This window comes from Streptomyces sp. NBC_00459 (assembly GCF_036013955.1).
In the GTDB taxonomy this organism is placed as follows: domain Bacteria; phylum Actinomycetota; class Actinomycetes; order Streptomycetales; family Streptomycetaceae; genus Streptomyces.
On sequence record NZ_CP107903.1, the window covers coordinates 7,956,404 to 7,975,885 of the forward strand.

Annotated in this window: 19 protein-coding genes and 2 pseudogenes; 14 read left to right on the plus strand and 7 right to left on the minus strand. The window is 70.2% G+C overall.

Annotated features, from left to right (window positions below):
* Positions 1 to 97 precede the first annotated feature (97 nt).
* Positions 98 to 1,774, plus strand: a complete 1,677-nt coding sequence (locus OHN74_RS35055; RefSeq protein WP_327698583.1) for a CocE/NonD family hydrolase — start codon at positions 98 to 100, stop codon at positions 1,772 to 1,774.
* A 644-nt stretch (positions 1,775 to 2,418) separates the two neighbouring features.
* Here the strand turns inward: OHN74_RS35055 and OHN74_RS35060 are convergent.
* On the minus strand, positions 2,419 to 2,811 hold the full coding sequence (locus OHN74_RS35060) for a nuclear transport factor 2 family protein (RefSeq protein ID WP_327698584.1): 393 nt from the start codon (positions 2,809 to 2,811) through the stop codon (positions 2,419 to 2,421).
* A gap of 126 nt (positions 2,812 to 2,937) precedes the next feature.
* Between OHN74_RS35060 and OHN74_RS35065 the strand changes: the two genes are divergently transcribed.
* The gene (locus tag OHN74_RS35065) at positions 2,938 to 3,513 is read left to right on the plus strand and encodes a PadR family transcriptional regulator (RefSeq protein ID WP_327698585.1); all 576 of its coding nucleotides are present in this window, start codon (positions 2,938 to 2,940) and stop codon (positions 3,511 to 3,513) included.
* Positions 3,514 to 3,796: 283 nt separating this feature from the next.
* On the opposite strand, the gene OHN74_RS35070 is transcribed toward OHN74_RS35065, so the two are convergent.
* On the minus strand, positions 3,797 to 4,603 hold the full coding sequence (locus OHN74_RS35070; RefSeq protein WP_327698586.1) for an SGNH/GDSL hydrolase family protein: 807 nt from the start codon (positions 4,601 to 4,603) through the stop codon (positions 3,797 to 3,799).
* Between the two features lie 203 nt (positions 4,604 to 4,806).
* Complete coding sequence (locus OHN74_RS35075) at positions 4,807 to 5,232, minus strand: hypothetical protein (protein ID WP_327698587.1); 426 nt, start codon at positions 5,230 to 5,232, stop codon at positions 4,807 to 4,809.
* A 545-nt stretch (positions 5,233 to 5,777) separates the two neighbouring features.
* Between OHN74_RS35075 and OHN74_RS35080 the strand changes: the two genes are divergently transcribed.
* The 7 genes and pseudogenes from OHN74_RS35080 (at position 5,778) to OHN74_RS35115 (ending at position 11,312) form a co-directional block, all read left to right on the plus strand.
* Complete coding sequence (locus OHN74_RS35080) at positions 5,778 to 6,293, plus strand: hypothetical protein (RefSeq protein ID WP_327698588.1); 516 nt, start codon at positions 5,778 to 5,780, stop codon at positions 6,291 to 6,293.
* 106 nt (positions 6,294 to 6,399) lie between these two features.
* A pseudogene (locus OHN74_RS35085) lies at positions 6,400 to 6,624 on the plus strand (NAD-dependent epimerase/dehydratase family protein); the annotation flags it as partial.
* A gap of 97 nt (positions 6,625 to 6,721) precedes the next feature.
* Complete coding sequence (locus OHN74_RS35090) at positions 6,722 to 6,919, plus strand: hypothetical protein (protein ID WP_327700477.1); 198 nt, start codon at positions 6,722 to 6,724, stop codon at positions 6,917 to 6,919.
* Between the two features lie 408 nt (positions 6,920 to 7,327).
* Positions 7,328 to 7,972: a hypothetical protein gene (locus OHN74_RS35100; RefSeq protein WP_327698589.1), complete on the plus strand. Its 645-nt coding sequence runs from the start codon at positions 7,328 to 7,330 to the stop codon at positions 7,970 to 7,972.
* 522 nt (positions 7,973 to 8,494) lie between these two features.
* A complete protein-coding gene (gene pcaDC, locus OHN74_RS35105) occupies positions 8,495 to 9,790 on the plus strand; it encodes a bifunctional 3-oxoadipate enol-lactonase/4-carboxymuconolactone decarboxylase PcaDC (protein WP_327698590.1) in 1,296 nt (431 codons plus the stop codon).
* Between the two features lie 73 nt (positions 9,791 to 9,863).
* Positions 9,864 to 10,496 carry an MBL fold metallo-hydrolase gene (locus OHN74_RS35110; RefSeq protein ID WP_327698591.1) on the plus strand — a complete coding sequence of 211 codons (633 nt, stop codon included), beginning with the start codon at positions 9,864 to 9,866 and terminating at the stop codon, positions 10,494 to 10,496.
* Positions 10,497 to 10,532: 36 nt separating this feature from the next.
* Entirely contained in the window at positions 10,533 to 11,312 is a 780-nt protein-coding gene (locus tag OHN74_RS35115) for an exodeoxyribonuclease III (protein ID WP_327698592.1), read from the plus strand.
* Positions 11,313 to 11,344: 32 nt separating this feature from the next.
* Here OHN74_RS35115 and OHN74_RS35120 read toward each other — a convergent pair whose 3' ends face one another.
* Complete coding sequence (locus tag OHN74_RS35120; protein ID WP_327698593.1) at positions 11,345 to 13,156, minus strand: GDSL-type esterase/lipase family protein; 1,812 nt, start codon at positions 13,154 to 13,156, stop codon at positions 11,345 to 11,347.
* A gap of 176 nt (positions 13,157 to 13,332) precedes the next feature.
* Here OHN74_RS35120 and OHN74_RS35125 point away from each other — a divergent pair, with 176 nt between their 5' ends.
* The 3 genes and pseudogenes from OHN74_RS35125 to OHN74_RS35135 form a co-directional block, all read left to right on the plus strand.
* The gene (locus tag OHN74_RS35125; protein ID WP_327698594.1) at positions 13,333 to 13,773 is read left to right on the plus strand and encodes a DUF6278 family protein; all 441 of its coding nucleotides are present in this window, start codon (positions 13,333 to 13,335) and stop codon (positions 13,771 to 13,773) included.
* 124 nt (positions 13,774 to 13,897) lie between these two features.
* Positions 13,898 to 14,641 (plus strand): amino acid ABC transporter ATP-binding protein, encoded by a 744-nt coding sequence (locus OHN74_RS35130; RefSeq protein ID WP_327698595.1) that lies wholly within the window; start codon positions 13,898 to 13,900, stop codon positions 14,639 to 14,641.
* A 77-nt stretch (positions 14,642 to 14,718) separates the two neighbouring features.
* Positions 14,719 to 14,844, plus strand: a pseudogene (locus OHN74_RS35135) (amino acid ABC transporter permease); the annotation flags it as partial.
* Between the two features lie 261 nt (positions 14,845 to 15,105).
* Here the strand turns inward: OHN74_RS35135 and OHN74_RS35140 are convergent.
* Positions 15,106 to 15,867: a hypothetical protein gene (locus OHN74_RS35140; RefSeq protein WP_327698597.1), complete on the minus strand. Its 762-nt coding sequence runs from the start codon at positions 15,865 to 15,867 to the stop codon at positions 15,106 to 15,108.
* Positions 15,868 to 15,970: 103 nt separating this feature from the next.
* Between OHN74_RS35140 and ggt the strand changes: the two genes are divergently transcribed.
* The gene (ggt, locus tag OHN74_RS35145) at positions 15,971 to 17,779 is read left to right on the plus strand and encodes a gamma-glutamyltransferase (protein ID WP_327698598.1); all 1,809 of its coding nucleotides are present in this window, start codon (positions 15,971 to 15,973) and stop codon (positions 17,777 to 17,779) included.
* Between the two features lies 1 nt (position 17,780).
* On the opposite strand, the gene OHN74_RS35150 is transcribed toward ggt, so the two are convergent.
* Positions 17,781 to 18,359 carry a GNAT family N-acetyltransferase gene (locus tag OHN74_RS35150; RefSeq protein WP_327698599.1) on the minus strand — a complete coding sequence of 193 codons (579 nt, stop codon included), beginning with the start codon at positions 18,357 to 18,359 and terminating at the stop codon, positions 17,781 to 17,783.
* Complete coding sequence (gene map, locus OHN74_RS35155; protein WP_327698600.1) at positions 18,356 to 19,147, minus strand: type I methionyl aminopeptidase; 792 nt, start codon at positions 19,145 to 19,147, stop codon at positions 18,356 to 18,358. The genes OHN74_RS35150 and map overlap by 4 nt, the downstream gene beginning before the upstream one ends.
* A 32-nt stretch (positions 19,148 to 19,179) precedes the next feature.
* Here map and OHN74_RS35160 point away from each other — a divergent pair, with 32 nt between their 5' ends.
* The gene (locus tag OHN74_RS35160) at positions 19,180 to 19,440 is read left to right on the plus strand and encodes a helix-turn-helix domain-containing protein (RefSeq protein WP_327698601.1); all 261 of its coding nucleotides are present in this window, start codon (positions 19,180 to 19,182) and stop codon (positions 19,438 to 19,440) included.
* Positions 19,441 to 19,482 lie beyond the last annotated feature (42 nt).

Genomic DNA, 19,482 nt, shown 5'->3' on the forward strand with positions numbered 1-19,482 from the left:
GGGAGCGCCGTAGTCACCCCCGTTCGGGTGTAGTGCGCTACGGGGACCACGTTCGACCATGTGCCCCACAGTGTCGTGGCATGCAAAGGAGCAGCACATGGCAGAGATCCAGATCGAGTTCGATGTTCCGGCCGAGATGAGTGACGGCACGGTGCTGCGCGCGGATGTCTACCGGCCCGGCGGTACGGGACCGTGGCCGGTGCTGCTGAGCCGGCTGCCGTACGGCAAGCAGGCACCCATGACGGGCGTCGTACTCGATCCTCTGGCGGCGGCCAGGCGCGGTTTCATGGTGGTCCTCCAGGACACGCGGGGCCGCTTCGCCTCCGAGGGGGAGTGGGAGCCGTGGACGTACGAGGAGAGCGACGGTTACGACACCGTGCGGTGGGCCGCCGCCCTGCCCGGCTCGAACGGTGCCGTCGGCATGATCGGCGGCAGCTACTTCGGCAACACCCAGTGGATGGCGGCGCTGTCGAAGCCGCCGGAGCTGAAGGCGATCGCGCCGTTGATCACGTGGTCCGATCCGGACGACGGGCTGTTCTCGCGCGGCGGTGCGATCGAGCTCGGCATCACCGTGCCCTGGTCCCTGATGCAGGGCGCCGACACCCTGATGCGCCGTCACCGCACCGACCCCGGCGCGCTCGTGGGCAGTCTCGGCGGGCTCGTGCGGGATCTGGACGGCCTGGCGAGCGGCGGTTACGGGGAACTGCCGGCTGGACGGTTTCCCGCGTTCGCCCGGCACGAGCTCCCCGAGGTCGGCTACGAGCGTTCCCGGCGGGAGCCCGGGTGGGCGCGGTCCTGCACTGTCGCGGGCCGCCACGACGAGGTCGACCTGCCCACCTTCCAACTCGGCGGCTGGTACGACATCTTCGCCCAGGGCACGCTCGACAACTTCACCGCCATGCGCCGGGCCGGCCGGTCCGCCACGTTGATCATGGGGCCGTGGACCCACACCAACTGGCAGCACGTGGTCGGTGACGTCAACTTCGGGTTCGCCGCGCACTCCGACTTCATGGGTATGCGGGGACGCGTGCACGACCTGCAGTTCGACTGGTTCGCGCGCACGCTCGGCGAAGGGGTGGCGCTGGAGCCTGACACGGGCACGGTGCTGCTGTTCGTGATGGGGGCCAACCAGTGGCGCGAGGAGACGGAATGGCCGCTGTCGCGGGCGGTGGACACGGACTTCCACCTGCGTGCGGGCGGACGCCTGACCCTGGAGCCGCCGTCCACCGCCGAGCAGGCCGAGGAGTTCACCTACGACCCGATGGATCCGGTGCCCACCACCGGCGGCGCGCTCCTGATGCCCGACGACTTCCGTCCCGGACCGCTGGACCAGGCGGCCGTGGAGACGCGTGAGGACGTCCTGGTCTTCACCACCGAACCGCTCGCCGAGGACCTGGAGGTGACCGGCCGGGTCCGGGCGGTGCTCTTCGCCGCCACGGACGGGGTCTCGACCGACTGGGTGGCACGCCTGTGCGACGTCGACGAGAACGGTGTCTCCCGCAATGTGGCCGACGGCATCGTGCGGGTGCGTGCGGCGACACCGGGTGAGGCGGCCGAACACGTCGTGGACCTGTGGTCGACCAGCATCGTCTTCCGGGCGCGCCACCGGATACGGGTCCAGGTCACCTCCAGCAACTTCCCCCGCTGGGACCGCAACCTCAACACGGGTGAACCCGAGGAGAGCGCGACCACGTCCCGAGTGGCCCACCAGCGGGTCTTCCACGACCCCGCACGTCCCTCCCGCATCGTCCTGCCCGTGGTGCCTCCAGCCTGACCGGGAGCGATGGGAGAGCTCGCCGATCCGTTGCTCCGGTGGGCAAGGGCGCCGAAGCAGCCATGTCGGCCCGGTCGAAGGGCGGCGGGCATCCTGAGGCGAAGGGCGATGAGCTCCCACGGGGGCCTGCCCCTCGGCCATCGTGCGGTGAAGATTCCTCGGTCGGCAGACCGGAAGGGTTCCGCTCCACCGGCCTGCGGTGACGCGGCCGGATCCGGAGGCGGCGGCCATCCGGTCGAGTACGGCACCGAGGCCCTGGGCCAAGTGGGCAAGCGACCCGCCTGCTCGATCTGACGCCAGGGTTGGCCACCGAACTCCAGATGCCGGTCAGCTGCGCGCCCTGCTGCGCATCCGGTTGCCCACCGGGCGGACGCCCCGCGTGATCGGCGTCGACGACTTCGCTCTGTGCCGGCGACACCGCGGTGCCACCGTGGTGATCGACGCCGAGCCTCCGGACAGCTGGTGCAGTGCCGTCCCGAACGTCCCGAACTCGAAGCGGCCTCGTCGAGAGGAGGTGGCGCAGCCGCAGGGGACGTTGTGGCGCTCCGCCAGGAGGGTGCGCAGTCCCGGCGTTGCAGGGCGGCGGCGGTCAGTCCGGCGTTGCCCCGCGCCGATGACCACCGCGTCGCAGTCCGTCGTCGTGGCTACTGTTCGGCGGCCTCTCGGGCGATCTGCTCGAACTGGGCGCCCATGGCCTCGCCGAGCGCCTGGGCGGCGGAGAGCGGGCGCACCATCACCGTGAACTCGTCGATCTTCCCGTCGTCGTCGAAGTGCAGGAAGTCGCATCCCTGGAGTTGCTTGCCGGCGACGGTGGCGGTGAAGACGAAGGCGTGATCGCGGCCGTCGGGGTTGGCGATCTCACGGACGTAGGTGAAGTCCTCGAAGACCCGGAGCACGCCGCGCAGGATCGCCGCGGTGATGGCCTTGCCCGGGTACGGCTTGAAGGCGACGGGGCTGGTGAAGACGACGTCGTCGGCAAGCAGAGCGGCCACGGCGTCCAGGTTGCCGCTCTCGACGGCCTTGCGAAAGGGATGCATGAGCCCACCTCTGATACTCATAAATATGAATAGCCGTGTTGCAGATTAGAGGGGCTTCTTGGGGCTTGTCTACAGGGAATTGGTGAGCATTAGTCATGTTGTTGAATAATCTGCTAGCGTGGATCCATGGCTTTGCGGAACGCGGTGATGGCCGCGCTGTTGGAGGGCGAGGCGTCCGGGTACGACCTCGCGAAGGCGTTCGACGCGACGGTCGCCAACTTCTGGATGTCGACGCCTCAACAGCTCTACCGGGAGCTGGATCGCATGGAGGCCGAAGGACTCGTCACGGCCCGCGTCGTCGAGCAGAAGCGCCGCCCCAACAAGCGACTGTTCTCCTTGACGGAGGCCGGGCGGAAGGCCGTCCACGCCTACACCGCCGAGCCCTTGGGTAAACCGGCGGTGATCCGGGACGAGTTGCTTGTCAAGGTGCAGTGCCTGGACGCGGGCGACATGGAAGCGGTCCGCACCGCCATCGCCGAGCGCATGGAGTGGGCGACCGCCAAGCTGGCCCGCTATGAGCGGCTCCGGCAGCGCCTGCTCGACGGGCGCTCCGAGGAGGCCTACTTCGCCGAAGCCGAGCGCATCGGCCCGTACCTCACCCTGCTGCGCGGGATGTCGTTCGAGCGGGAGAATCTCCAGTGGGGAGACATGGCGCTGCGCAGGCTCGAACAGCGCACGGCCGCGCTCCGGGCCGACGGCTGACTGCGGCGGCCCCACCCACCCAGTTATTCAACAAAGTGGGTACATGAGAGTGAGTGCAGGAGCAGGACGGTCGTGAACAGCCCGGTCTCTCAGGCGTCGTAGGTCTGTGCGCGAGCACGGTGAACAGCGGTGCCACGACGCCTACGGCCAGGTCGCTGACGATCCGATCCGCAGACGCTTCGCGCGCAGTACGCGAAGGGACGGATGTCGCTCATTTCCAGCTCTCGTCCGGTGAAGAGCGGTTCAGCACGTGGAGCCGCCGGTGTCGTCGCGAGCCAGAGCATCACACCGGTGGGGAGATGTCCTCGATGGACGCGGCCACCGGAAGCAGCGCCGGCCGCTTGGGCCGGCGGCCGTCACCGGAGGAGCGGCCACGCAGACGGCGGCCGACCCAAGGGCCTAGGAAGGTGCCGGCCCAGCGCAGTTCGGCACCCACGGTCCTCCAGACAGAGACGTCTGTCCCCTCGGCCGGAAGGGGAAGAGTCCACTTGTCGTCGCTGCCCGGCAGGCCGAGCGCCTGGGCCGCGGCAGCCGCGATGCGCGCGTGTCCGAGCGGACCGGCGTGCAGCCGGTCGGCACTCCACAACCGCGGATCGGTCGCCGCCGCGTGCGCGGCCGTCTCCGCCACCACCACGCCGTGGCGGTCGGCGGCTTCCCGGATGCGGGCGTTGAGTGCGAGAACACGGTGACCGATCGGGCGGGCCAACGGCGTGATACGCCCGACATCGGGAAACATGAGGGTCGCGACGGTGGCGCCCTGCGCGGTGAGGGCGGCGAACATCGCCTCAACATGGCCGGCCACCTCGTCCAGGTCGCAGCCCGGGCGCAACGCATCGTTGACCCCAGCCACCACGGTGGCGAGGTCGGGCCGCATCGCGAGAGCCGGAGCCAGCTGCTCGGCGCGCACCTGACCGGCCTTACGACCGCGCACCGCGAGGTTGGCGTATAGCAGGCCGGGGCTGTGGCGGGCGACCTGCTCGGCGAGCCGGTCCGCCCACCCCCGAAGACCACGGACGTCGTCGCCGTCCCCGAGCCCCTCGGTGTGACTGTCACCCAGGGCGACATAGCGCAGATACCCATTGCTCGACACGGGGCCGACCGCCTCTCGTCAACGCTGCTGGTGGAAGTGGCACACGGCCATCGTTGAACAACTAGGTAACTAGTCGCATTGTTGAATATGACGATAACTGCGGGCTCACCTTCCTGCAAAGTGACGCCGCTCAGACAGGAGCTGAGGCTGTCGAGGGCGGTCCGCCGCCGCAGTCGGCGGGGCGGGCCCTGAACCGCCGACCGTCAGCCGGTCCGGGGGGACTGTCCACGAAGCAGGCCCGGGTCAGTGACCTGGGCCTTCTTGCTGCATGTGGTGATCACTCGCCCGATCAGCAGCAGGGCGTCGGGCGTGGGCGGGAGGATCTCATCCACCATCCCGTCCGCGAACGCCTCCGTCCCCTCGGGCAGCGCGTCGCGCACCCGGTAGTACGCGTCTTCGACGTCCTCGATCGGCGCGCCGGGGATGGACACCCCACCGCTGTCCCGGTAGCCCATCAGCACCCCCTGATGGCCCAGGACCATGTCCATTCTGAGCCTCAGGAGCAGTCCGTCCACTTCGAACAGGCCAGGCAGGGCGTCCTGTACGAGCGGCAACAGCAAGGTGCGGGTGGGGATGCGGCTCGGCGGCGACTGCTGGCCAGCAGCTCGTGCGCGGTCGTTCCCACGCATGGCCTCGGTGTATCGCGTGCCGGTGGCCCGGCTCTGCTCCCGGATCTCCCGCGTACGCTTTCGCGACTTCCTGGGCTGGCTCATAGGCACGTCTGACTCCGTAGAGCAGCGCACCCCACGCACACGCCGCTCTGAAGACAGGCAGGCTCAGGTGCACGATGCGTCGAAGGACAGCTTGGCCTACCAACGAGGACCCCGGCGTGAGCGGAAGACCCCTTCAGCGGTCGGCGGTCGTGACCACCTCCCGGAAGCCTACCGGAGGGGTGCCGGACGATGACCGCCCATCCCAGAGTCGTGATCAATCTCAGCGCCGACGGCTGGTCCCCAAGATCGCACAATGGGCCTGCTCGTCGGCTTCGGGGTACGCCTCGCGCTTGGCGTGCTCGGCGAGGGTTCGGATGCGGGCCAGGCGTCGAGTGGTTCGAGATCGTGGGCAGGATCTCCCTCCTCCTCGATGCCGCAGTCGTCGTACAGCCAGACAGATGCAGGCACCTGGCGTTCTGCGAACCTGTCGGCGACGATGGTCCATGGACACCGAGCGGGATGTGCTGTGGACCGCCAGAGACCGCAGGCGCTATTCGCTGCGCCGGTGGCTCACCCTGTTCGGGGTCGTGCTGGTCGGGGTTTGCGGATGGCCGATGACCAAGGCGTCGGCCGACCCGGATCGTGGTCTGAACGACATGGGATGGATCCTTGTCGTCGGTGTTGCCGTGGCGATCCCGGCCGGCATCGCACTCTGGATCTGGGACCGGCGCCGCGTCCTCGACGTCCACGCCGACGATGAACTTCACCTCGGCCTGGTCAACGGACGCGCCGTCCACCTCGACCCGGCCGCAGTCCGGCAGATCCGGATGACCTGGCGGTTGTCGTCCGATGGCAGCTTCGGCACCGCGAAACTGCTCTTGGTCACTGACCAGTTGCTTGGCTACCACGGACGCTCCGACCTGATCGACACCGGGAGGCTGCAACCCCTGCTCGCCTGCTGGGAACAGAGATGTCCGGGCATCGAGGTGACCGTGAAGAAGCTCACTCCCTACTCCGCCGTCGAATTCACCGATTGAACGGACAGGACGGGTTTTCCGAGATCTTGTCGCCGGAGACCCGCCGTCCACGATTGCGGTCTTCGTCGCTGGCGCCACCGGCGTTGTCGGCAGTCTCCTCGTCCCGATGCTGGTTGCGGCTGGGCACGAGGTCACCGGGACCTCACGGACCCTGGCCGGGATAGAGCGGATCAGAAGCCTCGGGGCGGCGGGAATACAGGCGGATGCGCTCGACGCGGACAGACTGCGGCACGCGGTCTGCGCGGCAGCACCGGAGGTAGTGATCCACCAGCTCACCGACCTCTCCGGCGCGGACGGGGCCGCCAACGGCCGAATACGCCGCGACGGCACCCGAAACCTGGTGGAGGCCGCGAAAGCGGCTGGGGTCGGCCGGATCGTCGCACAGTCGATTTCCTGGGCGCGCGCCGGGCGAAGGCCCGGCCGAGGAGGTGGTACCGCTCGACAGCACGGCCGCTCAACCCCGAGCCCGGATGGTGGCCGCCGTCAGGGCCTCGGAGGAGACGGCAGCCGAGTTGGAGACAGCGGTCTTGCTGCGCTACGGCCTGCTGCACGGGCCCGGCACCTGGTACGCACCGGGCGGCGCCTTCGCAGCGGCACTGGCGGGCGACTGGGGAGCACCATGGTGAACGACGCGGTGAGCACGAGGCTGTCTGTCGCGAGCAGTTGCCCTACGCTCTCCGCATCCTCCAGCAGCCAAGGCCCGAGTGCCTCGTCTTCCGGCACCAACCACACCCGGCTGCCGGCCCAGCCGCGCACCTCGGCTCCTTCGCCAACCCAGCCGAACAGCTCGTATGTCCCACGCCGGGGTCCCCCGAACAGCCCCTACGCCTCGGCGCAGACGCCCCAGGCATGGCCGTGCTCCGTCCCGGTCAGCGTGTACCGTGCCCGCCCGTGATCGTTCTCGTCCTCATACACGGGGGAAATCATGCCCGGACCCGGCCTTCGCGGCGCAGCCCTTTTCCGCACGGCCGGGGCGAACCTTGGGCCGCCGAAGTGAAGTGCGATCCGTGCTCGCCACGCCGTAGCGTCCTGGGATGAGCAGCTTCAACACGCACCGGAGACGGGTCTACGACGAAGCCCTGCCCGCGCGTGTCCGGCATACAAATCTGCGGTCCTGTCTCGTCCACTTCGCGCCCTACGGCTTCCGAGCCACATACCATCACCTCTGCGTCAGCGCGGGTATCCCCAAGGATCTGGAGAAGGATCCGAGCTCGCTGATGCGCGCCGTCGAGGAATTGCACCATGCCCGACAGCTCTGGCTCGCCGATGAACGTGCCTACGCCTGCAGTCGCCGAGCGGACAAAGCGCGTGGCTTTCGGCAGGTGAAAGCGGACGAGTCCTGGCGAGACCGGCAGCGTGGGTGGGGGAACATCGCCTACTGTCCCGAGCCGACAATCCATCCCGACGAGCCGCTGCCGGTGGTCGTCGGGCGGGTGCTCCGGTCGTCGGTCCCGCCCGATGAAGCTCCTGCCCTGACGTGCCGTGTATGCGGAAGCCGGGACAACACCAGCGCCTGGCACGACGGCGTCCACCGGATCCACCAGCTGTGCAGGGAATGCGGGGTCAGCCTCGCGGTGCAGCGAGCCGACGCGCCCGACCCGCTGTTGGCGGCCGATCACGCCCGCCGGTGGAAGGAAATCTGGAGGCTGCGCAACGAATCTCCTCGCAACGCGAGCTGAGTTGGGTGTGGCTCCTCTGTAGTGAGCTGGTGATCCCGTGCGCCGTTGCCGTTGCCGTTCGTGGTCGGACGGCGGATCGTCGTGTCCCAGGACGTCGTCCTGGAGGCGGCGACGGTCTCGTGGCTGGACCAACTAGGGCGAGGGGTGTCCGTCAAAGCGCATCAAGCCCAACCAGCCGAGCCAAGCGAGGACAGATCTTGTTCACCGTGTGGTGTTCAAGCTGCTGTTGGGCGGGACTCTGGAAGGTTTCCAGGTGAGTCACGCCGGGCCTCGTACGTGCCACCACACTCGATGCTGCAACCCGAACCGCCCGGGGGCCGTGACCAAGGGGAGAGCCTTGCTCGTAGCGACTGAGGGACGGCACGCGCCCCGCGGACCTACTGTCGACACGGCCACGAGTGCACGCCGGAGAACATGTACATGGACTCTCGGCGGCAGTTCCGGCAGCGCCGGAGCGGGGCAAGGCCCGCTAGGTCCACCCCGGCGATGTGACATCTCGTGACAGATGAGAGGGTCGGGCGAGTGAGTGAGACACCGAAGACCGCCCTGCAATACCGCTTCGACGGGCCAGAAGACGCTCCGGTCCTGATCCTGGGTTCCTCACTGGGCACCACATGGCACATGTGGGACCGGCAGGTGCCCGAACTGGTGAAGCAGTGGCGGGTCTTCCGCTTCGATCTGCCCGGGCACGGCGGTGCCCCCGCCCACCCCGCCGGGTCGGTGGCCGACCTCACCGACCGCCTGCTCGCCACGCTCGACACGGTCGGCGTGCAGCGCTTCGGCTACGCGGGCTGCGCGCTCGGCGGTGCGATCGGCGTCGAACTGGCGCTGCGCCACCCGGAGCGGCTGGCCTCGCTCGCGCTGATCGCCGCCTCGCCCCGCTTCGGGACGGCCGACGAGTTCCGCCAGCGCGGGGTGATCGTCCGGACGAACGGGCTCGGCCCCATCGCCCGTACCTCCCCCGAGCGCTGGTTCACCAGCGGCTTCGCCGCCGCGCAGCCCGCGATCACCGAGTGGGCCGTACAGATGGTCCGCACCACCGACCCCGGCTGCTACATCGCGGCCTGCGAATCGCTCGCCTCCTTCGACGTGAGGGGCGAACTGGCCCGCGTCGGTGTGCCGACCCTCGTCCTCGTCGGCTCCGACGACCAGGTCACCGGCCCCGCCGAGGCCCGCACCCTGGTCGCGGGTATCCCGGACGCCCGCCTCGCGGTGGTGCCCGGCGCCTCCCATCTGGTCCCGGTCGAGCAGCCCGCGGCCGTCACCGATCTCCTCGTACGGCACTTCTCGACGGCCTGGCAGCCCGCGTACGACACGACAAGCGGTCAGATCGCCATCTCGGCGGCCCCGGTCAAGCCGGTACTGATCGCGCCCCAGCCGGTCACTCCCGTCGCGGAGATCGCGCCGCCCGTCCCGCAGCCCGAGACGCAGGGCCGCCCGGACCCGTACGACGCCGGGATGAAGGTCAGGCGCGAGGTGCTCGGCGACGCGCACGTCGACCGGGCGCTCACGCAGGCCGACGACTTCTCCGGGGACTTCCAGGACTTCATCACCAGATACGCGTGGGGCGAGATCTGGAACCGGCCCGGCCTCGACCGGCGCTCCCGCAGCTGTGTCACCCTCACCGCCCTCGTCGCGGGCGGCCACCTCGACGAACTCGCCTTCCACACCCGAGCCGCCCTCCGCAACGGGCTCACCCCGGTCGAGATCAAGGAAGTGCTGCTCCAGGCCGCCGTCTACTGCGGGGTACCGGCCGCGAACAGCGCGTTCAAGGTGGCCCAGCAGGTCATCCGTGAGGAGACGACCCCCGAGGAGTGACCCGGAAAGCCCGGTGGTGAAACCACCGGCCTCGGCGACCCACCGCCCCGGCCCACGCGGCAGGATGGGATGCATGAAGCTCACGAAGAAGTCGCACGCCTGCATCCGACTGGAGAAGAACGGGCAGACGCTCGTCCTCGACCCCGGGGGATTCAGCGAGGAGGACGCCGCGGCCGGCGCCGACGCGATCCTGGTCACCCACGAGCACGTCGACCACTTCGACGAGGGCAGGCTGCGCACAGCCCTGGACGCCAACCCGGCCGCCGAGCTCTGGACCCTCGCCTCGGTCGCGGAGCAGCTCTCCGCGGCCTTCCCGGGCCGCGTACACACCGTCGGCCACGGCGACACGTTCACCGCCGCCGGCTTCGACGTCCAGGTCCACGGCGAACTGCACGCCGTGATCCACCCGGACATCCCGCGCATCACGAACGTCGGTTACCTCGTCGACGGCGCCGTCTTCCACCCCGGCGACGCCCTCACCGTCCCGGACCACCCGGTCGACACCCTGCTGCTGCCGGTCATGGCCCCGTGGAGCAAGCTCTCCGAGGTCGTCGACTACGTCCGCGAGGTCAAGCCGCAGCGCGCGTACGACATCCACGACGCCCTGCTCACGGACCTCGCCCGCCCGATCTACGACCGGCTGGTCGGCGGCCTGGGCGGCGCCGAGCACCACCGCCTCACGCCAGGGACGTCGGCGGAGGTCTGAGACGCGTTGTCGGACCCGGCGGGTAGGTTGTGAGGCATGCGTATCGCGACCTGGAACGTGAACTCGATCACCGCCCGCCTGCCGAGGCTGCTGGCCTGGCTGGAGAGCACCGGCACGGATGTGCTGTGCCTCCAGGAGGCCAAGGTCGCCGCCGAACAGTTCCCGTCCGACCGACTGCGCGAGCTGGGCTACGAGGTGGCGGTCAACGCGACCGGCAGGTGGAACGGCGTCGCGGTGATCTCCCGCGTGGGCCTGGAGGACGTGGTGCGGGGCCTGCCCGGCGACCCCGGCTACGAGGGCGTCGAGGAACCCCGCGCCGTCTCCGCGACCTGCGGCCCGGTCCGCGTCTGGTCGGTGTACGTGCCGAACGGCCGCGAGGTGGACCACCCGCACTACACCTACAAGCTCGGCTGGTTCGAGGCCTTGAAGGCGGCGGTCGCGGCCGACGCGGCAGGCAGCCGCCCGTTCGCGGTCCTGGGCGACTACAACGTGGCGCCGACGGACGACGACGTCTACGACCTGGCCGCCTTCGAGGGCCTCACCCACGTCACCCCGGCCGAGCGCGCGGCCCTGGCCGCCCTGCGCGAGGCGGGCCTGACGGACGTGGTCCCGCGCCCCCTGAAGTACGACCACCCGTACACGTACTGGGACTACCGCCAGCTCTGCTTCCCCAAGAACCGGGGCATGCGCATCGACCTGGTCTACGGCAACGAGCCGTTCGCCCAGGCCGTGAAGGACGCGTACGTGGACCGCGAGGAGCGGAAGGGCAAGGGGGCGTCGGACCACGCCCCCGTGGTGGTGGACCTGGAGGTGTAGGGGGACCTGCTCATCGCACCCGGGCGGTGCGCCTACGGAACCAACGCCCCGATGTTCACCGCCCCCGCCAGCGCGGCCAACCCCGCGTCGCCCGGATGCAGATGGTCCCCGCTGTCGTACGCGGGCAGCAACCGCGCCGGCTGCGCCGGATCCCGCAGCGCCGCGTCGAAGTCGACGACCCCGTCGAAACCGGAGCCGGAGGAGGAGCCCGACACGGCCTCCTCCCGGATCCAGGTGTTCACGGCCACCCGCTGCCCGTCGACCAGCGAGGTGCACCGCGCCTCACCCCCGCACGGCCCGATCGTCGCGACCAGCACCCGCATCCCGCGCGCCCGCACCCGTTCCGCCAGTCCCTCCAGACCGGCGACGACCTCCTCCGCCGACGCACCCGTCCGCAGGTCGTTCACGCCCTGGAAGACGATCGCCGTACGCGCCGAGGTCTGGGCGAGGACGTCCCGGTCCACGCGGTGCAGGGCGCTCACCCCGCCCGAGTCGGTCGAGACACCGTCGCCCGGATAGCGGTCGGTGAGGACACGGTTCGCGGCGATGCCCTGATTGAGGACGCCGTAGCGGGGGACCGCGCTCTGGGCCAGCAGCCGGTCGGCGAGCACATCGGGCCAGCGCCGGTTCGCGTCCGGGGTCGACCGCTCGCCGTCGGTGATCGAGTCACCGAGCACCACGACCGATCCGGGCCCGCCCCCGACGTCCACCCCGGTGAGCAGCGGCCACGTCGTCAGCGTCGACGTGTACGGCGTCGGGGAGCCGTCCGCCGTGTGGTCGCCCGGCTCGCTGACGTACGAGCGCTGCTGCGCGAGCCGGTGCAGTGGCGCGGCCGTCACCGTGCCCGGCAGATGGAAGCTCACCAGCAGACTGGTGTCCGCGGGCACCGCGAAGTCCAGCGGATCACTGAACGCCTGTGCCCCGGCCGGGAGTTCCACCCCGCTCGCGCCCCGGAACGTCAGCGGCACCGGCGTGTCCCTGGCGGTGGCGCCCGCTGTCTGCACGGCCACCGTCGCACTGCCGATCCGTACCGGCGCCGACGCGAAGGTGTTGTCGAAGCGGACCCGTACCCGTGGCCCGCCGGCCGACGTGTGCACCACCAGCCGCAGCGTCCGGTCGGTCCACGGGCCGACGGTCGCGTACGTCGAGGTCGGCGCCGCCCAACTGCCCGTCCAGCCTGCCGTGTCGGGCCGTACCGAGAGGGCGAACACGTGGAGATCTGCCGCGTAGGGCAGCCGGACGGAGTCGACATGGCGCCCTCGTGCGATCGGCACGGTGACGACGTACAGCCGTGCCTTCTCGGCGAGTTGACCGGTGGGGGTGTTCACGTGCGGCAGCGCGACCGCCTTGGCGCCGAGAGGGCCGGTGCGCCAGTCGGGGGCGGTCAGCCGGTACGAGGACTGTGTGCCGTCCGTGTACGAGACGGTGCCCTCGCCGCTCACGTCGGCGCCGCCGGTGCCGGCGACGAGGAACGCGAGGGCGTCCCCCTCCCCACGGACGCGCACGGGCTGGCCGGCGGCGCGGACGTTGTCCGGCTCGCCCGGCTCCCGGCACGGCCAGGTCAGCCGGGCGCCCTGGACGGTGAGGGCGCGGCCCTCGGTCCAGCCGGCGGCCGTCAGGTCCTGGGCCGACACGGAGGCGCCCGAACCGTCGAAGTCGGCCGCCTCGGGAAGGGTGTCGTCGCTGACGGCGGTGTTGTCGAAGAACCGGGTGAGGGGGAGGGGACCGGTGGCATGGGCGGTGGACGACAGGGGTGTCAGAGTCGCGCAGAGGGCGAGGACGACGCCCGGTCCGCAGAGACCTCGGAATCCCGGTCCCCGCCTGCCTCGGCCACCTCGGCGCATGTCCGCCCCTCCGGTCCGCTGGGTCCGCCGCTCAATGCAGTGTGAAGCTAAGGAGCCACCAGCGGCCCGTCAATGCGGCTGGTGCGCCGGACCGGGACGGACGGGGAACTTGGCCGGAACCGGCGGCCCCGCGCGCCCTGTGGTGCGGTCGGCGGTGTGAATGACACGCTGGACGTATGAACATCCCTTTCCTGGGCAACTGGCGCAAGAGGCATGGACCCGCCCGAGGCGCGGCGGTGTTCTCCGAGGGGGAGCACGACCCCGAGGCGGTCGCCGGGCTCCTCTCCGAGTGCGAGCTGCTCCGCTCCCAGGCGTACCGCGCGGGCGTCGAACTCGACGACTCAGCCGCCTCGTTGGAGGCCCTGGACCAGCTGGTGCCGGGCTGGCGGGACGACGAGGAGTCGCTGGCCTGGCTCGGCAACGACGCAGGCCTCTATCTCGGCACGGTCATCGTGCGGACGGTCCCCGGCGCCGCCTGGGACTTCTGGCCGAACGGCCAGCCCGTCGTACGGCTGTCGTCGGGTCGCGAGTTCGACGTCGTCTCCTCCGGGCACGAGTGGGCGTCCAGTGGCGTTCCCGAGTTGTCGCAGCTGTACGCGGAGGTCGCGGAGTCGTAGACGCGGTGCGGGCATCTGGCGTAAATACGGCTAATGCCCGAAAAGTGCGTGTCGTGCTTTAACTGCGCTCTTGTCTGGATAGTTTGCGGCAACCACGACACAGCTGAAGTGAGTAGGGCTGGGCATGGCCGTCGATCCGTTGATCGAACTGCATGAAGTCAACAAACACTTCGGTGAGCTGCATGTCCTCCAGGACATCAATCTCACCGTGGGCAGGGGGGAGGTGGTCGTTGTCATCGGCCCGTCCGGGTCGGGCAAATCCACTCTGTGCAGGGCGATCAACCGGCTGGAGCCGATCGAGTCCGGGACGATCAGGCTCGACGGCCGGCTGCTGCCCGACGAGGGCAAGTCGCTCGCGCGGCTCCGTGCCGAAGTCGGGATGGTCTTCCAGTCGTTCAATCTCTTCGCCCACAAGACCGTCCTCCAGAACGTCTCGCTGGGCCAGGTCAAGGTGCGCGGGCGCAGGAAGGGCGAGGCCGACACGCGCTCCCGCGAGCTCCTGGACCGGGTGGGCCTCGCCTCCCAGGCGCCGAAGTATCCGGCCCAGCTGTCCGGCGGCCAGCAGCAGCGTGTCGCCATCGCCCGCGCCCTGGCCATGGATCCCAAGGTCATGCTCTTCGACGAGCCGACGTCGGCGCTCGACCCCGAGATGATCAACGAGGTTCTGGAGGTCATGCAGCAACTGGCCCGCGAGGGTATGACGATGGTCGTCGTCACCCACGAGATGGGCTTCGCCCGCTCGGCCGCCAACCGGGTCGTCTTCATGGCCGACGGCCGCATCGTCGAGGACCGCAGCCCCGAGGAGTTCTTCACCGACCCGCGCAGCGACCGTGCCAAGGACTTCCTCTCCAAGATCCTGCGGCACTGAAGCCAACACCGCTGACTGCCAAGGGAGTTGAGGATGTCGTGCACCTACTGACGGACAACCTCCCGACGGCGGCCAGGGCCGGAAAATCGGCCGCGCCGAACCTCGACTACGATTTGCCGTTCATCCCCATCGGGATGTGGACCGAGGTCGAGGCCGTTGCACCGGCCGAATCAGGGACGCTGCTGCCAGGCGGGCAGCGGTAGAAGGGCATGCGCTCGCCCGGCGGCAGCCGGAGATCACTGCTCGCGCAGGGGTCCGACACCCATGAGGGGTCGTTCCCCGGCGGCAGAAGGTCAGCTGCGCGCCGGTCGGGTTGTGCTCGACGCAGAGCGGGTCGACCTGGCCGACCGGCCTGCCGAGGCCGAGCGGGCCCCCGTCGCAGACGTACGCGACGAGGGTGCCGCTCTCCTTGTTTCCGGTGACCGGACCGCCGTGCGGGAGGTGACCGTTCCCCGTACGCGCCGCTACGAGGCGCGGTGGGAGTTGCGTGGAACGGTGGCCGGTACCGGTAGCGGGGTCTGCGCGACCCGGGTGATGTCCGTGACGACCTCGACGACATCGGGTCCGTACGCCTGCGAGTTGACGACCTTCAGGAGCAGGGCGAAGGAGTTGTTGCCGTGTTTACGGGCCAGCCGTTCGTGGTTGCGGGCGAGGTAGCGGGTCGCCGCCTGGTTGGTGATCGCGCGCTGGCCGCAGAAGAGGAAGACCGGTCGGGCTTCGCCGCTCTGGCCGGCGGTGAGCCGTGCGAGGATCACGTACTCGCTCCTGCCCCCCTCCATGCGGTAGCGCTCCGGACCGATCTGGAAGGCACCGCGGTCCGGGCCGGGTTCGGCGTCGACGTTGACAAGGACACCGGGGAGCAGGGAGTGCAGATGCGCCAGCATGCGGCGGTTGGAGGCCGGCCCGCCCACGCAGAACTCGGTCCGCTCGCCGAACCCCTGCTGTGCGGCGTCGTGGGCGACGACCTGGGCGTGGGCGTTGCAGTCCTTGATGAGGGCGGCGAGCTCCAGGAGCGCGAACACGTCGTGCCGCATCACCGTCAACTCGGGGCCGCCGGCCTCCCGGTTCACCACGAGCAGCGACTCGGAGTTGTCCGGCAGCCCGAAGAAGGCCTGCTTACGGCGGAGTTTGCGCTTCCACAGATAGGTGCGGGCCAGCCAGCCGAGGGCTGCGCTGATACCGGCCGCGACCACACCGAGGACGATATTGCGCACATCGTCAGTCATGGGCGCGCATGGTAGCGGTCGACCGCAACGGTGTTCGAGAGGCCCTTACGGGACCGCGGGGATGAAGTTACGCTGCGCGGACGGTCGTTGACTGGAGGTATTGATGCGTCGCCCTGTCGCGCGGAGTCTGGCGGTCCTGGCGGTTTCGGCAACAGTGGTCTCGGTGGGGGCGGCTGCGCCACCTTCCGGCGCCACGTCGGCGGACACGGCTCCGCGGAAGGTCCCGGTCGCCGTCGGGTACGGCGGTGCCGTGGCGAGCGTGGACGCGGATGCCTCGGCCGCCGGGATCGAGATCCTGCGCAAGGGCGGCAACGCGGTGGACGCCGCCGTCGCCACGGCCGCCGCGCTGGGGGTCACGGAGCCCTACTCCAACGGCATCGGCGGAGGCGGCTACTTCGTCTACTACGACGCCAAGTCCCGTACGGTGAGGACGATCGACGGCCGTGAGACCGCGCCCCTGACCGCCGACTCGGGGCTGTTCCTGGAGAACGGGCAGCCGATCGCCTTCGCCGACGCCGTCACCAGCGGACTGGGCGTCGGTACGCCGGGCACGCCGGCGACCTGGCAGGCGGCGCTGGACAGTTGGGGCACCAAGGGGCTCGGGACGCTGCTGAAGCCGGCGGAGCGGCTCGCGCGCGACGGTTTCACGGTGGACGACACGTTCCGGTCGCAGACCGCGTCGAACGAGGCACGGTTCAGGAACTTCCCGGACACGGCGAAGCTGTTCCTGCCGGGCGGTGCCCTGCCGGTGGTCGGGTCGACCTTCAAGAACCCCGATCTGGCGCGCACGTACGAGGAGTTGGCCCGTAAGGGCGTCGGTGTCCTCTATCGGGGGAAGCTGGCGAAGGAGATCGTCGACACGGTCAACAAACCGCCGGTGGACCCGGGTTCGGGCTACAACGCGCGTCCCGGCGAGCTGTCGCTGAAGGATCTGGCGGCGTACCAGGCGAAGCGTCAGGCGCCCTCGAAGACGACGTACCGAGGCCTGGGCGTCTACTCCATGGCACCCTCCTCGTCGGGCGGCACGACGGTCGGCGAGGCCCTCAACATCCTTGAGAGGACGGATCTTTCGAAGGCGAGCGAGGTCCAGTTCCTGCACCGATACATCGAGGCGAGCCGGATCGCCTTCGCGGACCGGGGGCGCTGGGTGGGCGACCCGGCCTTCGAGGACGTACCGACGAAGGAGCTGCTGTCGCAGTCGTACGCCGACTCGCGGGAGTGCCTGATCAAGGACGACGCGGTGCTGACGAGCCCGGTCGCGCCGGGCGACCCGCGCAACCCCGCCGCCTGCAACACCAGCGGGGTCGCGGCGCCGACGACGTACGAGGGCGAGAACACGACACACCTGACGGTGGCCGACAAGTGGGGCAACGTCGTGTCCTACACGCTGACCATCGAGCAGACCGGCGGCAGCGGCATCACGGTCCCGGGCCGCGGGTTCATCCTCAACAACGAGCTGACGGACTTCTCCTTCGCCCCGGCCAGCCCGGCCGTCCACGACCCGAACCTGCCGGGCCCTGGCAAGCGGCCGCGCTCGTCGATGTCCCCGACGATCGTCCTGGACGCCCACGGCAGGCCGGTGGTGGCCCTTGGCTCGCCCGGCGGCGCGAGCATCATCACGACCGTGCTGCAGACCCTGACGGGCTTCCTCGACCGGGGGCTTCCGCTGGTCGACGCCATCGCCGCGCCGCGCGCGAGCCAGCGCAACCAGACGACCACCGAGCTCGAACCGAGCCTGTGGAACAGCGAGTTGCGGACCAGGTTGGAGGCGATCGGCCACGGCTTCCGGCTCAACCCAGAGATCGGCGCGGCGACCGGCGTTCAGCGTCTGCCGAACGGCAAGTGGCTGGCGGCGGCGGAGACGGTACGACGGGGCGGCGGGTCGGCCATGGTGGTGCGGCCGGCGTCCTGAATCATCCGGTGGCGGGCGGCGGCACGATGTCCGAGGCCGGCCGCCCGTCCTGGTGGCGGCCTACGGTCGCCGCGGGCCAGGTGTACTCGAACTCCGTCAGGGTGAAGCCCGCGGCCATCCGCAGAGGCCGTTCCGCCGTTCGCAGGCCGCCCGCGCGCTCGTAGAACGAGATCGCGCGGGCGTTGCCGCGCAGCACCTCCAGGTAGACGTCCTGGCCGGGGTGCCGACGGGCCGCCCAGGCGAAGCCGTGGTGCAGCAGGGTGCGGCCGATGCCGGTGCCGACGTGGCCCGGCCGGGCGTGCAGGTTGTCCACGTGGACCCGGCCGTCCGCAGCCGTGTCCAGATGGACGAAGCCGCGCAGCTCGCCGTCCTGCTCGGCCAGCAGCAGGCACCGGTCGTGGGACCGTGCCGTCGTGCGGGCCCGCCACTTGGCGAGGTGCTCCGCCGCCAGCGGGCCGTCCAGATACGCGGCGGGCATCAGCTCCGCGTACGCGCTGCGCCAACTGGCCGTGTGCAGGGCCGCGATGCTCTCCGCGTCGTCGGAGGTGCCGTTCCTGATGAGCGGGGAGCCGTAGGTCACGCCCGGCTCGTGTGCGCGTCCTGCCGGGCTGTGAGTACCCGGGGCCCCGACTCCGTGATCGCCACCGTGTGTTCCGCGTGGGCCGCGCGGGAACCGTCGTTCGTGCGGAGGGTCCAGCCGTCCGGGGCCTCGTGGTAGCCGTCCCTGCCGCTGCCGATCAGCATCGGCTCGATCGCCAGGACCAGGCCGTGGCGCAGCGGCATGCCCCGGCCCGGGCGGCCCTCGTTGGGGACCGGGGGGTCCTCGTGCATACGGCGGCCGATGCCGTGGCCGCCGAAGCCCTCCGGGATGCCGTAGCCCGCGGTGCGGCACACCTCGCCGATCGCGTGCGCGATGTCGCCGACGCGGTTGCCGACGACCGCCGCCGCGATGCCCGCCGCGAGGGCCCGCTCGGCGGTCCCGACGAGCCGTACGTCGGCGGGACGCGGCTCGCCCACGATGAAGCTGATCGCCGAGTCGCCCGCCCAGCCGCCCAGTTCGGCGCCGAAGTCGGCGGAGACGAGGTCACCGTCGCGCAGCCGGTAGTCGTCCGGGATGCCGTGCACGATCGCGTCGTTCACCGAGAGGCAGAGCACCGCCGGGAACGGGGTGGGCGCGAAGGAGGGGCGATAGCCGAGGAAGGGGGAGGTCGCCCCGGCCGCGCGCAGCACCTCGTGCGCCACCTCGTCCAGCTCCTTCAGGGAAACGCCCACGTCAGCGGCTTCCCGAACGGCAGTCAGGCCTCTGCCGACGACCTGGCCCGTCTCATACATGGCGTCGATTGCTGTGTCCGTCTTGAGTTCCACCATGCCAATTACTATACCGGTATTAGAATGGTGGCATGGTACGCACTCCTCTCACCCCCGAAGAGCGTGAACGCGGCGAGCGGCTCGGCCGACTGCTGCGTGAGGCGCGTGGTGGCCGCAGCATGGCGGAGATCGCGGCCCGCGCCGGTATCTCCGCCGAGACCCTCCGCAAGATCGAGACCGGCCGTGCGCCGACCCCGGCCTTCTTCACGGTCGCGGCGCTCGCCCGCGTCCTCGGACTGTCCATGGACGAACTGGTCGGGCGGTGCGAGCCGCTGGCCCCGGTCGCCGCGTGAGCCCCGAGGGGCGGTTCCGGCCAATTGGTCGGCGACTCACGT

Excerpts from the sequence above, each read along its gene's own strand:
- OHN74_RS35110 (WP_327698591.1), top strand. The coding sequence starts at position 9,864 with ATGAAGCTCACGAAGAAGTCGCACGCCTGCATCCGACTGGAGAAGAAC.
- OHN74_RS35125 (WP_327698594.1), top strand. The coding sequence starts at position 13,333 with ATGAACATCCCTTTCCTGGGCAACTGGCGCAAGAGGCATGGACCCGCC.
- OHN74_RS35160 (WP_327698601.1), top strand. The coding sequence starts at position 19,180 with ATGGTACGCACTCCTCTCACCCCCGAAGAGCGTGAACGCGGCGAGCGG.
- OHN74_RS35065 (WP_327698585.1), top strand. The coding sequence starts at position 2,938 with ATGGCTTTGCGGAACGCGGTGATGGCCGCGCTGTTGGAGGGCGAGGCG.
- ggt (WP_327698598.1), top strand. The coding sequence starts at position 15,971 with ATGCGTCGCCCTGTCGCGCGGAGTCTGGCGGTCCTGGCGGTTTCGGCA.
- OHN74_RS35130 (WP_327698595.1), top strand. The coding sequence starts at position 13,898 with ATGGCCGTCGATCCGTTGATCGAACTGCATGAAGTCAACAAACACTTC.
- OHN74_RS35060 (WP_327698584.1), bottom strand. The coding sequence starts at position 2,811 with ATGCATCCCTTTCGCAAGGCCGTCGAGAGCGGCAACCTGGACGCCGTG.
- OHN74_RS35100 (WP_327698589.1), top strand. The coding sequence starts at position 7,328 with ATGAGCAGCTTCAACACGCACCGGAGACGGGTCTACGACGAAGCCCTG.
- OHN74_RS35075 (WP_327698587.1), bottom strand. The coding sequence starts at position 5,232 with ATGCGTGGGAACGACCGCGCACGAGCTGCTGGCCAGCAGTCGCCGCCG.
- OHN74_RS35115 (WP_327698592.1), top strand. The coding sequence starts at position 10,533 with ATGCGTATCGCGACCTGGAACGTGAACTCGATCACCGCCCGCCTGCCG.
- OHN74_RS35055 (WP_327698583.1), top strand. The coding sequence starts at position 98 with ATGGCAGAGATCCAGATCGAGTTCGATGTTCCGGCCGAGATGAGTGAC.
- map (WP_327698600.1), bottom strand. The coding sequence starts at position 19,147 with ATGGTGGAACTCAAGACGGACACAGCAATCGACGCCATGTATGAGACG.
- OHN74_RS35120 (WP_327698593.1), bottom strand. The coding sequence starts at position 13,156 with ATGCGCCGAGGTGGCCGAGGCAGGCGGGGACCGGGATTCCGAGGTCTC.
- OHN74_RS35140 (WP_327698597.1), bottom strand. The coding sequence starts at position 15,867 with ATGACTGACGATGTGCGCAATATCGTCCTCGGTGTGGTCGCGGCCGGT.